The sequence below is a fragment of the Streptomyces sp. NPDC020884 genome, from assembly GCF_044333935.1.
Lineage (GTDB): Bacteria > Actinomycetota > Actinomycetes > Streptomycetales > Streptomycetaceae > Streptomyces.
The window spans coordinates 1154519-1169818 of record NZ_JBIRRY010000001.1; the positions used below are offsets into that span (position 1 = coordinate 1154519).

Genomic DNA, 15300 nt, shown 5'->3' on the forward strand with positions numbered 1-15300 from the left:
CAGCCCCACCCCGCCTGTCGTCCGGGGTCGTTCAACCGACCACAGGCTGAGCGATCGTCAGTTTGAGAAGTGCAGAGAGGCGTCACTGATGACGGACAGAACGCTCTGGTCCTACAAGGACATTGCCGCGCACATCCAGGTCCAGCCGGACACCGTCCGTTCCTATCGCAAACACGGGCTTCTGCCCCCGCCCGACCAGGTGAAGAACGGGAAACCGTATTGGTACGGAGACACCGTCCGCGCCTGGGTCGCCTCCCGCCCCCGCAACCGGGGCCGCTGACGCCGGGCCCGCAGGATCCGGGTTCGCTATCCCCGGTCGGCCGTGCGGAAGAGGGCCGTCCAGAGGAACGGCTCCCCGAAGAGCGGGGACGCGGGAGCCTCGTCGTTCATCCGGCGCAGTTCGACCTCCGTCAGGCCGGAGAAGATATGGCGCAGCGCCTCGGGCGAATAGGCGAGGCCGCCCTGCAGGCCGCCCGTCCGGTAGAGCTCGGCGTCCGGCAGCTCCGACCCCGACCCGCCCTCCCCGGCGGCGAAGCAGGTGAGCGCGAAGCGGCCGCCCGGCGCGAGGCAGCGATCCAGCAGGGCGAGATAGCTGACCCGCCGGTGGGGCGGCAGATGGTGGAAGCAACCGGAGTCGTAGATCAGGTCGTAGGGCCCGGCCAGGGCGGCCCCCGCCGCCGTCAGGGCGAACGCGTCACCGCAGTGGAAGCGGATGTCGGGGTCCCCCGCCCCGCCGGCCCGCTCCCGGGCCCAGGCGATCGCCGCCGGGGAGAGGTCGACCGCGTCGACGTCGAAGCCGAGCGAGGCCAGGTGGAGCGCGTTGCGGCCGGGCCCGCAGCCGAGGTCGAGCGCGCGGCCCGGGGTGATCAGCCCGCTCCGGAGATACGCGTCGAGGCTCTCGTCGGGCTTGTCCACGAAGAACGGCACCTCCTTGGAACGGTCCGCGTAGAAGTCGTCCCACCAGGACGCTCCGCCGGCCGTCCACCGGTCCGCCTCCGGGGCGAACAGCCCGTCCATCAGTGCTAGTACGTCGTCCGTCGTGTGGACGTTCCGGTCCATCCGGGCCCCCTTTTCCGATGGGGTAATTCTACGGAAGCGGAGCATGAAATCCCAGGTCAGCGGCGTTTCACCGAGGCCGTCGGCGGACTTCTGACGCACTGCCGCGCGGGCGGGTCCCCTGCCCCCCGGCCGCCCCCCGCACGACGCCGCGTGGGCCCGCCGCAGCCCGCCCCGGGGGCCATTCCGGCCCCCCTGAGGGCAGTTTCCGAACGACTTCCGCGCGGAGCCCCGGGTGGGCGCCCGGAAGGAGCGCCCACCCGGGGCCCGGGTGTCAGCGTCTCGCCGGTTCGGCGATCTCCGCGCCCGCCCCCGGCAGGTCCCCGGCCTCCGCCGTGGGCCCCTCGCCCCCGGGGCCGCCCCGGGGAGGGGACGCCTTCGGAGCGGCGGAGCCGGCCGGGGCCGCATCCCCTTCGCTGAGGCCGAACGTGCGGTGGAAGGCGCGCAGGGGTGCGGGAGCCCACCAGGTGGAGCGGCCCATCAGCTTCATCACCGCGGGGACCAGCAGGCTGCGCACCACCATGGCGTCCATCAGGACGGCGAGGGCGATGCCGAGTCCCAGCATCTTGGTGTTGGTGACCCGGGAGGTGCCGATGGCGACCATCACGACCGCGAGGATCACGGCGGCCGCGGTGATCAGGCCGCCGGTGTGCCGGAGCCCGAAGGTGACGGAGTGCTCGTGGTCGCCGGTGCGGTCGTACTCCTCCTTGATCCGGGATATCAGGAAGACCCCGTAGTCCATGGAGAGTCCGAAGGCCACGCAGAACATCAGGACGGGCAGCGTCGTCTCGATGTCTCCCGTGCTGGTGAAGGCGAGCAGCCCGGAGAGGTTCCCGTCCTGGAAGACCCAGACCACCGCTCCGAACATCGCGGTCAGGCTGAGGGCGTTGAGCACGACCGCCTGGAGCGGGATGAGCACACTGCCGGTGAGCAGGAACACCAGGAGCAGGGTCGCGACCACGATGATCCCCACCGCCCAGGGCAGCCGGTCGGCTATCGCGTCCTTGGAGTCGACGAGGACCGCCGCCGTCCCCGTCACCGAGGTGTCGAGGGAGGAGGCGGAGGGCAGGGCCCTCACGTCCCGTACGAGCTGTTGGGTCTTCTCGCCGACGGCTTCGCCCTCGGGCAGCACGCTGTAGTAGGCGACGGAGTCCGCGGTGACCGGGCCGTCGACCCGCAGGACGCCGGGGAGCTTCTCGATCCGGTCCTTCAGGTCCGCGTACTCGGCGGGGGTGCCCCGACCCTCGGCCAGCACCTCCAGGCCGCCTCCGGGGCTGCCGGGGAATCCGTCGCGGATGTGCTCCTGGACGACCCGGGACTCCGCTCCGGCCGGCAGCTGGCGGTCGTCCGCCGTGCCGAACTCGACGCCGAGGAAGGGCAGTCCGAGCAGCAGGAGCCCGACGGTGGTGACGACGGCGAAGACGGGGGCCCGGCGCATCACCAGCACGGCGAGCCGCGCCCATCCCCTGCCGGGCGACGCGTCGACGCCGTCGGCGGCGGCCACCCCGGGGGCCGCGGCCGCCACGCTCGCCGACGTCGCGGCCGTTGCGGGCTTCCGCCGGCGGCGGAGCAGCTGACGCAGATCCAGCGCGTTGATCCGGGGGCCGAGCAGCACGAGGGCCGCGGGCAGCAGGATCAGCGCGGCAGCGGCGGCCAGAAGGACCACCGCGATCCCGGCGTAGGCGAAGGAGCGCAGGAAGTACTGCGGGAAGACGAGCATGGCCGACAGGGACACGGCCACGGTCAGCGCGGAGAACAGCACCGTACGCCCGGCGGTCCGCAGCGTCGCGCCCACCGCCGTCCGCGGGTCCGCCCCGCCGGCCAGCTCCTCGCGGAAGCGGCGGACGATGAACAGGGCGTAGTCGATGGCGAGTCCGAGGCCCAGGGCCGTGGTGAGGTTCATGGCGAAGACCGAGACGTCGGTGAACTCCGTCAGGCCTCGCAGCACCGCGTTGGTGCCGAGGATGGCGACGATCCCGACACCGAGCGGCAGCATCGCGGCGACAGCGCTGCCGAAGACCATGACCAGCAGGACGAGCGTCACCGGCAGGGCGATCAGCTCGGCCCGCAGCAGGTCCTCCTGGATGATCGTCTGCATCTCGTGCTGCACGGCGACGGGCCCACCGAGGGAGACCGTTACCGGTCCCCGCTCCCCCGCAAAGGCGGGGGCTATCCGGTCGAGGGTCTCGCCCGCGGTCTTCTCGTCGCCCCCGATCCGGGCGGCGATGATCGCCTCGTGGCCGTCCTCGGAGCGCAGGGCGGGCGATGCGGTCTCCCAGTAGGACCCGATGCCCGAGATGCCCGGCTCGGCCGCCAGCCGCTCGACGAGGCGGGCGGCTTCGGCGGCCACCGCCGGGTCGTCGACGGTCGCGGAGCCGCTGTCGACCAGAAGCAGCAGGTTGGGCTGGGAGGCGGGGAACTCCCGTGCCAGCGCCTCGGTCGCGTAGGTCGACTCGGCGTCGGGGGCCTGCCAGCCGCCGCTGCCCATCCGGTCCGCGACCCCGCTCCCGGCGAACACGGCGAGCGCGGTGATCACCAGCGCGGCCAGCAGCGCGAGCCGCGGCCGGGCGGTGACGAACCGGGTCCAGCCGCCGACGGACGGCGGCGCGGGACGGTTGACTTCGGACATGGTGCGGTGTCCCCTTCACCGAGACCCGGGCGGCACAGGGCAGCATGGGTCGGTCGTTGCCACTTACCCTGGCAAACACGAGTAGTCGCTCGCGTTTCACTAGAATGCGAGCGAGGACTCGCGTTTGTCAACCGCATCACGAGAGCCGGGGATTGACCGTGTCGGAGGCCAAAGCCAACAAGGGCGCCGCAGCGGACGGAGCGGACGGCGGATCCACCGCCGGCGCAGCCGACGGAACGCCGGGCTCCGCCCGCCCGCGCCGCCGCCAGGCCCGCGGCGAGGCCCGTATCGCCCAGCTGCTCCGGGCCGCCGCCAGCGTCTTCTGCGCCAGCGGCTACACCGCGTCCAGCACCAACGCCATCGCCCGCGAGGCCGGGGTGTCGCCGGGCACGCTGTACCAGTTCTTCCCGAACAAGGAGGCCATCGCCGTCGAGCTCGGCGACCAGCTGCTCAACCGCTGGCGGGACACCTACGGCGCGGCCTTCTCCCCGAGCCATATCGAGCTGCCGCTCGACCGCATGCTGGACGCCATCCTCGACCCGCTGATCGCCTTCAACTGCGAGAACCCGGCGTTCTCCGTCCTGATGCACGGCTCGGAGATCCCCGGCCGGATCACCGAGGAGCACGACACACTGCACGCCACGATGCTGACGCGGGTCGAATCGGTGCTCGCCGGCTATCTGCCGGACATGCCCGCCGCCCAGGTCCACCGGATCGCGGACATGGCCTTCATGCTGTTCAAGGCCGGGCTGGACCTGATCATGGCCCACGAGGGCGAGGAGCGCGCGGCCTACGTCCAGGAGCTCAAGACGATCATGTTCCGCTATCTGAACCCCCTGGTCGGCGACGATGCGCCGCACGGGTCCTCGTGCACGACGTAGGACCGCCCGACCGTCACCGGGCGCCACCGGACACCATCGGAGCGCATTCATACCCCCTAGGGGTATAGTGTGGAGGAGACGGGACACCCCGGGCGCCTCTGCGGCCCCACCCGCCCCGCCGTGCCGCCGAAACGTGTCCGCGAAGAGGAGAACGTCATGACCGCCGAGACCGAGACCGCCCAGTCCACCGGCTCCTGCTGCTCGCCCACCGGTTCCTGCCACGACGGTGCGGCCGATGTGCAGATCGGGCAGACCGACGCGGTCACCGCGGTGTACGAGGTCAAGGGCATGACCTGCGGTCACTGCGAGGGCGCCGTGTCGGAGGAGATCTCCGGGATCGCGGGCGTGACCTCGGTCGCGGCCGTCGCCTCCACCGGCCTGGTCACCGTCACTTCGCAGGCCCCGCTGGCCGAGGACGCCGTCCGTGCCGCCGTCGACGAGGCCGGGTACGAGCTCGTCGGCCCGGCCGCCTGACGTACCGGCCCGGAGCAGCAGCACCCCGTTCACCGTCGGGCCGGACCCGCCAGTCGATACTGGTGGGGTACGGCCCGACCTGCGTTTCCCAGGAGTTCGGACATGGCCAGCACAGCAGCAGCCGACTTCCCGGCCGCCGACGCCTCCGAGGCCGAGCTCGTGATCGGCGGGATGACCTGCGCCTCGTGCGCCGCCCGGATCGAGAAGAAGCTCAACCGGATGGACGGCGTCACCGCCACGGTGAACTACGCGACCGAGAAGGCCCGCGTCACCTTCGGGCAGGGGCTGAAGGTGGGGGACCTCGTCGCCACGGTCGAGAAGACCGGCTACACGGCCCGCCCCGTGGCCCGACCGGAGCGGAACGTCTCAGCGGGAGCCGACGCCGCGGCGGGCCCCGACACAGCGACCGCCCCGGACCGCGCCCCGAACCCCGACTCCGCCCAGAGCCTCGCCTCCGCGTCCGCCCCGGACCCGGCCCCGGAGTCCGCCCCGGAGTCCGCCCCGGACCTCGCCTCGGACGCGACCCCGGACCCCGCCCCGGACGCCGCCGCGCGGGACGCCGAAGCGGAGCAGGACTCCCCTCTCGCCGCGCTCCGGCAGCGCCTAGTCGTCTCCGCCGTGCTCGCCGTACCCGTCGTCCTGCTCGCCATGATCCCGGCGCTCCAGTTCGACTTCTGGCAGTGGCTGAGCCTCACCCTCGCCGCACCCGTCGTCGTCTGGGGCGGCCTGCCCTTCCACCGCGCCGCCTGGACCAACGCCAAGCACGGCGCGGCCACGATGGACACGCTGGTCTCGCTCGGCACGCTCGCCGCGTTCGGCTGGTCCCTGTGGGCCCTGTTCCTCGGCGACGCGGGGATGCCCGGCATGCGCCACGGCTTCGACCTCACGGTCTCGCGTGCCGACGCCACCTCGACGATCTATCTGGAGGTGGCGGCCGGGGTCATCACGTTCATCCTGCTGGGCCGCTACCTGGAGGCCCGCGCGAAGCGGAAGTCCGGCGCGGCGCTGCGGGCGCTGATGCACCTGGGCGCCAAGGACGTCGCCCTGCTCAGGGCCGGCCGGGAGGTACGCGTTCCGGCCGACCGGCTCGTCGTCGGCGACCGCTTCGTCGTGCGTCCGGGGGAGAAGATCGCGACGGACGGGACCGTGGTCGAGGGCTCCTCCGCCGTGGACGCCTCCATGCTGACCGGCGAGTCCGTACCCGTCGAGGTCACCACCGGCGACACCGTCACCGGAGCCACCCTCAACGCCGGCGGCCGCCTCGTCGTCCAAGCCACCCGCATCGGCGCCGACACCCAACTCGCCCGCATGGCCCGCCTCGTCGAAGACGCCCAGAACGGCAAAGCCTCCGCCCAACGACTCGCCGACCGCATCTCCGCCGTCTTCGTCCCCATCGTCATCACCCTCGCCCTCGCCACCCTCGGCTTCTGGCTCGGCAACGGCGCAGGACCCACCGCCGCCTTCACCGCAGCCGTCGCCGTCCTGATCATCGCCTGCCCCTGCGCCCTCGGCCTCGCCACCCCCACCGCCCTCATGGTCGGCACCGGACGCGGCGCCCAACTCGGCATCCTCATCAAGGGCCCCGAAGTCCTGGAAACCACCCACCGCACCGACACCATCGTCCTCGACAAGACCGGCACCGTCACCACCGGCCGCATGACCCTCCAAACCACCCACACCACCGAAACCACCACCCAAGCCCAAGCCCTCCGCCTCGCCGGAGCCCTCGAACACGCCTCCGAACACCCCATCGCCCAAGCCATCGCCACCACCGCCACCGAAACCACCGGCCCCCTCCCCACCCCCGAGGACTTCCAGAACATCCCCGGACTCGGCGTCCAAGGCATCGTCGAAGGCCACGCCGTCCTCGTCGGACGTCCCCGACTCCTCGCCGACGCGGCGATCCCCCTCCCGCCCGAGCTGTCCCGGGCCATGGCGGAGGCCGAGGAGCACGGCCGTACCGCAGTGGTCGTCGCCTGGGACGGCGAGGCGCGGGGCGTGTTCGGGGTGGCGGACGCGGTCAAGGCCGGCAGTGCGGCCGCCGTGGCCGAGCTGCGCGCCCTGGGACTGAAGCCCGTCCTGCTGACGGGCGACAACCGGACGGTGGCCCAGGCCGTGGCGCGCGAGGTGGGCATCGACGAGGTCCACGCGGAGGTGCTCCCCGAGGACAAGGTGGACGTCGTGAAGCGGCTCCAGGCCGAGGGCCGGGTCGTCGCCATGGTCGGCGACGGGGTCAACGACGCGGCCGCCCTGGCCACGGCAGACCTGGGGCTGGCGATGGGCACCGGGACGGATGCGGCGATCGAGGCGAGCGACCTCACCCTGGTTCGTGGAGATCTCAAGGTGACCGCTGACGCAATCCGCCTCTCCAGGCGTACGCTGGCCATCATCAGGGGCAACCTCTTCTGGGCCTTCGGGTACAACGTCGCGGCCTTGCCCCTGGCTGCAAGTGGCCTGCTCAACCCAATGATCGCGGGAGCCGCCATGGCGTTTTCGTCCGTGTTCGTCGTCACGAACAGCCTACGGTTGCGTGCCTTCACGTAACTTCCACAAAGAGATTTAGATCACACCGGTTTCAGGGTAACCATCCGGTGGGTTCGCGAGTCTTAGAGTGCGATGCCAAGGATGTCTTGGGGGACGTCCGATGGAGTGTCTTGGGGGACGCTCCTGTGGCAAGCGTTGGCCGGGGCACGTGCACCGGGGAGCTTTGAGCGGCCCTCCCGTGCGTACGTACCCCGGCGGACCGCGGCACAAGGGAACACAACAGAACAACGGGGAGCCTCGGCTCCCCGCAGACGCCCGGCCGGATCCCGTGGGGGGAATCCGCTCCGGGATATGGGAAGCGCCCCGACCGTCGACCCGTGGGGGGATCGGCGGCGGGGTGCTTCTCGCTTTCAGGAGGGCGCGCTTCCGCCCGGGGCACAGACCCCTGGAAGCCCCGCCTCCGCCCCTGGGGAGCCCCATCTCGCCCCTGGAACGCCGAATCGCCCCGGACACCGCGCTCTGTGCGAAGCGCGGTACGCGGGGCGAAGGCAGTCGGCCGAAGAGGCCGGGCGCACTACGGGGGGTGCGGAACCCGATGGTGCGGGTGGTGCGAGGTCCGGGTCAGCGACCCTCGACCGGGACGAAGTCGCGCAGGACCTCGCCGGTGTAGATCTGACGCGGGCGGCCGATGCGGGAACCCGGCTCCTTGATCATCTCGTGCCACTGGGCGATCCAGCCGGGAAGGCGGCCGAGCGCGAAGAGCACGGTGAACATCTCGGTCGGGAAGCCCATGGCCCGGTAGATCAGACCGGTGTAGAAGTCCACGTTGGGGTAGAGGTTGCGCGAGACGAAGTAGTCGTCGGAGAGCGCGTGCTCCTCCAGCTTGAGCGCGATGTCGAGCAGCTCGTCGGACTTGCCGAGCGCGGACAGCACGTCGTGGGCGGCGGCCTTGATGATCTTGGCGCGCGGGTCGAAGGACTTGTACACCCGGTGGCCGAAGCCCATCAGACGGACGCCGTCCTCCTTGTTCTTCACCTTGCGGATGAAGGAGTCGACGTCGCCGCCGTTGGCCTGGATGCCTTCCAGCATCTCCAGCACCGACTGGTTGGCGCCACCGTGCAGCGGGCCCCACAGCGCCGAGATGCCGGCGGAGATCGAGGCGAACATGTTCGCCTGCGAGGAGCCGACCAGACGCACGGTGGAGGTCGAACAGTTCTGCTCGTGGTCCGCGTGCAGGATGAGCAGCTTGTCCAGCGCCGAGACGACGACCGGGTCCAGCTCGTACTCCTGGGCCGGGACCGAGAAGGTCATGCGCAGGAAGTTCTCGACGTACCCGAGGTCGTTGCGCGGGTAGACGAAGGGGTGCCCGATCGACTTCTTGTAGGCGTACGCCGCGATCGTCGGGAGCTTCGCCAGCAGGCGGATCGTCGAGAGGTGACGCTGCTCCTCGTCGAACGGGTTGTGGCTGTCCTGGTAGAACGTGGACAGCGCGCTGACGACCGAGGACAGCATGGCCATCGGGTGGGCGTCGCGCGGGAAGCCGTCGAAGAACCGCTTGACGTCCTCGTGCAGCAGCGTGTGCTGGGTGATCTCGTTCTTGAAGGTCGCCAGCTCGTCGACCTTCGGCAGGTCACCGTTGATCAGCGTGTACCCGACCTCGAGGAACGAGGAGCGCTCGGCGAGCTGCTCGATCGGGTATCCGCGGTAGCGCAGAATGCCCTGCTCGCCGTCGAGGTACGTGATGGCGGATTTATAGGCGGCGGTGTTGCCGTATCCGCTGTCCAACGTCACCAGGCCGGTATTGGCCCGGAGCTTCCCGATGTCGAAGCCCTTGTCGCCGACGGTGCTGTCGATCACCGGGTAGGTGTACTCGTCATCGCCGTACCGCAGTACTACAGCGTTGTTGGTGTGCTCGCTCACGTCATCCCTCACCGACGTAGTGCCTCTTCTTCGAGGTGCCCTGACTGTCTTCCACCCTCCCCCATTCGGCTCAGGAGAGTGCACTCGGGGTCGTCCATTGGACCTACTGGCGGCACTGAGTGCCGCCAACTTACTCATCCTGCCCCGTTGACTGCGGTTCCGGAAGACCTCCGTGATGTTTCCCACCGATTTGATCGATCATTTTTGTGCGGAGGTCACGAGAAGTCTTCTCCTGAGCCGCCCCGGAGCCGGAAATCCAGTGCCGTACAGCGTCTGCCTGCGGAAACCGTGCGGACCGCCTGGCCGATCGCCTTACGGGACCCCACCAGGACAACGAGCTTCTTGGCCCTCGTCACGGCCGTGTAGAGCAGATTGCGCTGGAGCATCATCCAGGCGCTGTTGGTGACGGGGATGACGACGGCCGGATACTCGCTGCCCTGGGAGCGGTGGATGGTCATGGCGTACGCGTGGGACAACTCGTCCAGCTCGTCGAAGTCGTACCCGATCTCCTCGTCCTCGTCGGTGCGGACGGTGAGCGTCTGCTCGTCCACGTCGAGGGCGGTGACGACGCCGACGGTGCCGTTGAAGACGCCGTTCTCGCCCTTGTCGTAGTTGTTGCGGATCTGGGTGACCTTGTCGCCGACGCGGAAGACCCGGCCGCCGAACCGCTTCTCGGGGAGGTCGGGGCGGGCCGGGGTGATGGCCTGCTGGAGCAGCCCGTTCAGCTGACCCGCACCGGCCGGACCCCGGTGCATCGGGGCGAGAACCTGCACGTCACGGCGTGGATCGAGGCCGAACTTGGCGGGTATGCGGCGGGCCGCCACATCCACCGCGAGCACGCCCGCGTCCTCCGTCTCGTCCTCCACGAAGAGGAAGAAGTCGCTCAGCCCCTCCGTCAGCGGCGGCTGCCCGGCGTTGATCCGGTGCGCGTTCGTCACCACGCCGGACTGCTGGGCCTGGCGGAAGATCCGGGTGAGCCGGACGGCCGGGACCGGGCTCCCCTTCGCGAGCAGATCGCTCAGCACCTCCCCCGCCCCCACCGAGGGCAGCTGGTCGACGTCGCCCACCAGGAGGAGGTGGGCACCGGGTGCCACCGCCTTCACGAGCTTGTTGGCGAGCAGCAGATCGAGCATCGACGCCTCGTCGACCACGACCAGATCGGCGTCCAGCGGGCGGTCCCGGTCGTACGCCGCGTCCCCGCCCGGCTTCAGCTCGAGGAGCCGGTGCACGGTGGACGCCTCGGCCCCGGTCAGCTCGGAGAGCCGCTTGGCGGCGCGGCCGGTGGGCGCGGCCAGCACGACCTTGGCCCGCTTCGCGCGGGCCAGTTCGACGATGGACCGGACGGTGAACGACTTCCCGCAGCCCGGCCCGCCGGTCAGGACAGCCACCTTCCGGCTCAGCGCGAGCCGTACGGCCTCCTCCTGCTCGGGTGCGAGAGCGGCCCCCGTACGCGTCGCGAGCCAGGCCAGGGCCTTCTCCCAGTCCACGTTCCCGAAGGCCGGCATCCGGTCCTCCCCGGTGTTCAGCAGGCGGCGCACCTGCCCGGCGAGGGACAGCTCGGCCCGGTGGAAGGGCACCAGATAGACGGCCGTGATCGGCTCGCCGCCCTCGGGGGACGGCACCTTCTCCCGTACGACGCCCTCGGGGTCCGCGGCCAGTTCGGCCAGGCACTCGATGACCAGCCCGGTGTCGACCTGGAGCAGTTTGACGCCGTCCGCGATGAGCCGCTCCTCGGGGAGGTAGCAGTGCCCCTGGTCGGAGGACTGGGACAGGGCGTACTGGAGGCCGGCCTTGACCCGCTCGGGGCTGTCGTGCGGAATGCCGACGGCCTGGGCGATCCGGTCGGCGGTGAGGAAGCCGATGCCCCAGACGTCGGCGGCCAGCCGGTAGGGCTGGTTCTTCACAACGGAGATCGAGGCGTCCTCGTACTTCTTGTAGATGCGGACGGCGATGGAGGTGGAGACGTCGACGCCCTGGAGGAAGACCATCACTTCCTTGATCGCCTTCTGTTCCTCCCACGCCGCGGCGATCATCTTCGTGCGCTTGGGGCCGAGGCCGGGGACCTCGACGAGCCGCTTCGGCTCCTGCTCGATGATGTCGAGGGTGTCGACGCCGAAATGAGTGGTGATGCGGTCGGCCATCACCGGCCCGATGCCTTTGATCAGGCCGGATCCCAGATAGCGGCGGATGCCCTGGATGGTGGCGGGCAGCACGGTGGTGTAGTTCTCCACGGTGAACTGCTTGCCGTACTGGGAGTGCGATCCCCAACGGCCCTCCATCCGCAGCGACTCGCCGACCTGCGCGCCCAGCAGCGCACCGACCACGGTGAGGAGGTCGCCGGCTCCGCGTCCGGTGTCGACACGGGCGACCGTGTACCCGTTCTCCTCGTTGGCGTAGGTGATCCTCTCCAGGACCCCTTCGAGGACCGCCATGTTGGACATGTGCCGACGCTACCGGGTGTCACCGACATCCCACGGCCCCGGTCGGAACCACCGGCGTACGCACCTGCGTCGGTAGGACCAGTCGAGTGCACCACGACTACGTGGACGCGGTAGGGAGCGGACAACGTGAGTACGGGGGACGAAAACGCTGACGGTGCCAGGCCGGCGGACACACTGCCGAGGGCGCCGCTGAAATGGCCGACCGGCAAGGAGTGGATGGCGATCGTCGGCTTTCCCTTCGTTGTCAACTACCTCATCTGGATGCTCGGCCGCGACGTCCTGTCCGCGGTGATCACCGGGAAGTCCGCGACGCTCACCTACGCGGGGCAGTGCCTCGAGGGCGGCGGCCACACGGGGCCGGCGCCCTCCTGCTACGGCCGGTGGCAGTTCGCCGACGGCAGCACCGGCTCCGGAACGATCCACGCCTCGTCGGTCGACCACGGCGACACCGTCTTCGCCTCCGCGGACCGGGCCTACTCCTCGCTCGGCTCCGCGTGGAGCATGGCGGGGCCCCTCTACGCAATCATGATCATTCTGGTGGTGATGAGCGCCGTCATGTGGGTGAACCACTACCGGCAGGACCGCCGGGAACGGACACGGCAGCTGCGGAACCCGCCCGCTGACGAGACCGGGACCGAGACCGGATAGCCCTCGTCCCCGTCTCCTCCTGCACAGGCTCATAGGCCGATCACCGGTACGAGGTGACCGCACGGATCACATGCGACGGTCGAGCAGCTCCACGCCGTACCGGCGAAGGCGCTAGGTCCCGGCCGCCTCGCGGTAGGCGAGGCCGCTCGCGTTCGGGGTCGCCCCGTCGTAGAGGCCGGTGCGGTGGATCTGGGTGGAGAGGGTGAACCAGGCATACCGCTCCAGGTACGGCAGCCCCTCCAGCATCGCGGTCGAGGCGCGGACGAAGTCGGCCTGCTCCTGCGCGCTCGGGTAGCGCGGCTCGGGTCCCGTGAAGTCGATGAGCGCGTACTCGGTGAGCCAGACGGGCTTGTCGTAGCGCTCGGCGACGGCGTCGAGGTACGAGCGGAGGTGGGCGGGCGCATCGGGCCCGAAGTCCGCGCCGTACCAGTGCAACGGGATGAAATCGACGCGCAGGCCGCGCTGTTCGGCCCCGGCCATGAAGCGGTCCAGCCAGCCGCCGGGGGTGTCGCCACCGTACGCGACAGCCGGCGCGCCGAGCCGCAGACCGGTCGCCTCCAGCCGGGGCCAGAGGTCGAGCACCCGCTCGACGCTGAGGTTCGCCTGCTCGGGCAGGTCAGGTTCGTTGAAACCGAGGAGGTGGCTTCCGGAAGCGGCGGCCCGTGCCAGCTCTTCGTCGGTCACCGAGGCGGCGCCCCAGATCATGGGGACGAACTCGACGCCGTCCGGGGCGGCCAACCCCTCTTTTCCGGAAGCCCAGTTGTAGAACCATGAGGCGTTCACGTCGCGGAGGGCGGCGTCGGCGCCGTCGGCCGGGCGGGCGCTGACGCCCTTGCTGCCGCTCGCGGCAGGGGCGGTCCGGGCGGCGGGGTCGGCCTGGGCCGCGGGGGTCAGGACGACGGCCGCCAGGAGCGCACAGAGGAGTACTGACAGGAAGCCTGTTCCGCGCGAGGCCGCGCGCCAACCACGTTGCTTGTGGGGGGAGTTCATGTGGTCTGCCTACCCGCTTCCAGCGGCGCCTACCGGTCGTCGCCACCCTCGGCCGCGTTCATCAGGTCCAGCGCGCTGTGCTGGCAGCCGTTCCCCAGGTCCGTGCGGGGGCCGGCCCAGTGGGGGCCGTACTGGTCGAGGCTGTCGCGGTTGTTCGCGTACGCCGTGTCGGCCTGGCGGTCGAGATAGGCGCTGTAAGGGCGGTCCGGGAGCGCCTTGTTGAGCAGGCCGAGGCCCCGCACGTACGCACCCTTGAAGGAGTCGCCGTCCGACGTGCAGCCGGTGCCGTCCGGCTCGTACGGTTCGTGGAGGGTGCCGCCGGGGTTGAGGTAGGCGGAGGAGGTCGAGGCGTCGGCCAGGGTGCGGGCGTCGGTCAGGAGCGACGCGTCGCCGGTGGCCCGGTGCAGCTCGGCGAGGGCACCGAGGATGACACCCTGGTTGTACGTCCAGGTCGTGTCGCCGTTGTTGGAGCAGTCGTCCTTCAGGCCGTCGTTGACGGTGTTCCCGGAGTTGATCATTCCGCCGGCCTTGAACCAGCTCCAGCCGTCCTTCGCCCGCTGGAGGTAGGCGGTGTCCCCGGCGACGCGGTTGTGGAGGGCGGCGCTGAGCTGGATGTACAGCTCGTTGGTGATGGCGTTCTTGTACGGCTTGTCGGTGGCCCACTGGACCCCTCCGCCGCATGTGCCGGTCCAGTAGGCGGCCATGTGGTCGGCGTCCTTGCGCGCGGTGTCCAGGTAGCGCTGCTCGCCGGTCAGGTCGTACGCCGCCACCCAGGCGAGGCCCCACCAACCGGTGTCGTCCAGGTAGGAGTTGGTGAAGTCGCCGCCCTCTGCGGTGCGCAGCTTGTCGTAGGTGTTGGCCAGGACGTACCGGTAGCTGGGCATACCGCTGACGCGGATGTTGTCGATCAGCGAGGTGAGCGCGGTGGCCGAGGTCCACCAGCCGGCGAACCTCCCCGAGTCCCGGTCGTAGCCCATCATCAAGGCCGTCGCCGCCGCCGTGCTCCGGCTGTCGGCGTTCCAGTCGACGCGGGCCCAGCCGGTGCAGGCGATCTCCGCCCGGTCACCGGCCTTTCCGCAGGCACGCAGGGCTCCGATGGAGCCGGCGTTCCAGTCGTCCACGTTGTACATCCCCGAGCGCCAGCCCGTGCCTCCGGCCGGCACGGCGGTGGCCCCGAGCCTGCTGCCGGCGGCCCAGGTGCGGCCGCCGTCGAAGGAACGGTCCAGCCAGACCTCGTCGCCCGCCGCTCCGGCCTCGATGGAGGCCCAGCCCATGACATCGTTGTCGGACAGATGGAGGGCGATGGATCGGCCGTGCAGGGCGGCGGTGACGGGGGTGCGGTCGCCGGTGGCCTCCGCGGGGTCGCGGGCGTCGCAGTGCTTGTTGCAGACCTCGGCCGCGGCGGCGGTGTCCGCTGCGCGCACGGGGGCCGTTCCGGCCGCGCGCGCCGATCCGGCCGGGAACACCCCGACGGCCAGGGCGGCGGCCAGGCAGGGGGATACCCAGGCGGCCGGTCTGCGGGGGTGACGCGAAGGTGTCACGAGCATCGGGAATCCTCCGGGGGGTCCGATGAAGGGTGGGGGGCCGCTCGGCGTCAGCGAACCGGCTGCGCCGCCCCCGCGTCAAGAGTGCGTACGGCCGCGCGACGCGAAGCGGCAGGTCAACAGCGCGCGCAGGGAGGCAGGTTGGACCTCCGGTCGACCCCCAGGCCCACCCTCCGGACCCGGTCGCAAGCGGCCACCGACGGCACCATTGACCCCGGTATTCAAATTTGACT

At 70.6% G+C, this 15300-nt stretch carries 11 protein-coding genes; 5 read left to right on the plus strand and 6 right to left on the minus strand.

Features of this window, described 5'->3' with window-relative positions; translation table 11 throughout:
• Positions 1-88: 88 nt before the first annotated feature.
• Complete coding sequence (locus tag ACH4UK_RS05270; protein ID WP_010064909.1) at positions 89-280, plus strand: AlpA family transcriptional regulator; 192 nt, start codon at positions 89-91, stop codon at positions 278-280.
• Positions 281-306: 26 nt separating this feature from the next.
• Here ACH4UK_RS05270 and ACH4UK_RS05275 read toward each other — a convergent pair whose 3' ends face one another.
• Both ACH4UK_RS05275 and ACH4UK_RS05280 read right to left on the minus strand, forming a co-directional pair.
• Entirely contained in the window at positions 307-1059 is a 753-nt protein-coding gene (locus ACH4UK_RS05275) for a class I SAM-dependent methyltransferase (protein WP_398354615.1), read from the minus strand.
• Between the two features lie 271 nt (positions 1060-1330).
• Positions 1331-3685 carry an MMPL family transporter gene (locus ACH4UK_RS05280; RefSeq protein ID WP_398354616.1) on the minus strand — a complete coding sequence of 785 codons (2355 nt, stop codon included), beginning with the start codon at positions 3683-3685 and terminating at the stop codon, positions 1331-1333.
• Positions 3686-3843: 158 nt separating this feature from the next.
• Here ACH4UK_RS05280 and ACH4UK_RS05285 point away from each other — a divergent pair, with 158 nt between their 5' ends.
• The 3 genes from ACH4UK_RS05285 to ACH4UK_RS05295 all read left to right on the plus strand — a co-directional run bounded on the left by ACH4UK_RS05285 (position 3844) and on the right by ACH4UK_RS05295 (position 7584).
• Entirely contained in the window at positions 3844-4566 is a 723-nt protein-coding gene (locus ACH4UK_RS05285) for a TetR family transcriptional regulator (protein ID WP_398354617.1), read from the plus strand.
• Positions 4567-4722: 156 nt separating this feature from the next.
• The gene (locus ACH4UK_RS05290) at positions 4723-5040 is read left to right on the plus strand and encodes a heavy-metal-associated domain-containing protein (protein ID WP_398354618.1); all 318 of its coding nucleotides are present in this window, start codon (positions 4723-4725) and stop codon (positions 5038-5040) included.
• A 102-nt stretch (positions 5041-5142) separates the two neighbouring features.
• Positions 5143-7584, plus strand: coding sequence for a heavy metal translocating P-type ATPase (locus ACH4UK_RS05295; RefSeq protein WP_398354619.1), 2442 nt, complete (start codon positions 5143-5145; stop codon positions 7582-7584).
• A gap of 561 nt (positions 7585-8145) precedes the next feature.
• Here the strand turns inward: ACH4UK_RS05295 and ACH4UK_RS05300 are convergent.
• Together ACH4UK_RS05300 and ACH4UK_RS05305 are read right to left on the minus strand one after the other, a co-directional pair.
• Entirely contained in the window at positions 8146-9444 is a 1299-nt protein-coding gene (locus ACH4UK_RS05300; protein ID WP_398354620.1) for a citrate synthase, read from the minus strand.
• A 215-nt stretch (positions 9445-9659) separates the two neighbouring features.
• A complete protein-coding gene (locus ACH4UK_RS05305) occupies positions 9660-11885 on the minus strand; it encodes an ATP-dependent RecD-like DNA helicase (protein ID WP_398354621.1) in 2226 nt (741 codons plus the stop codon).
• A 216-nt stretch (positions 11886-12101) separates the two neighbouring features.
• On the opposite strand from ACH4UK_RS05305, the gene ACH4UK_RS05310 reads away from it, so the two are divergent.
• Positions 12102-12533 carry a hypothetical protein gene (locus ACH4UK_RS05310; RefSeq protein WP_398354622.1) on the plus strand — a complete coding sequence of 144 codons (432 nt, stop codon included), beginning with the start codon at positions 12102-12104 and terminating at the stop codon, positions 12531-12533.
• A 111-nt stretch (positions 12534-12644) separates the two neighbouring features.
• Here ACH4UK_RS05310 and ACH4UK_RS05315 read toward each other — a convergent pair whose 3' ends face one another.
• Together ACH4UK_RS05315 and ACH4UK_RS05320 are read right to left on the minus strand one after the other, a co-directional pair.
• Positions 12645-13523: a glycoside hydrolase family protein gene (locus ACH4UK_RS05315; protein WP_398354623.1), complete on the minus strand. Its 879-nt coding sequence runs from the start codon at positions 13521-13523 to the stop codon at positions 12645-12647.
• Between the two features lie 29 nt (positions 13524-13552).
• Positions 13553-15070: a glycoside hydrolase family 76 protein gene (locus ACH4UK_RS05320; RefSeq protein WP_398354624.1), complete on the minus strand. Its 1518-nt coding sequence runs from the start codon at positions 15068-15070 to the stop codon at positions 13553-13555.
• Between the last annotated feature and the right edge of the window lie 230 nt (positions 15071-15300).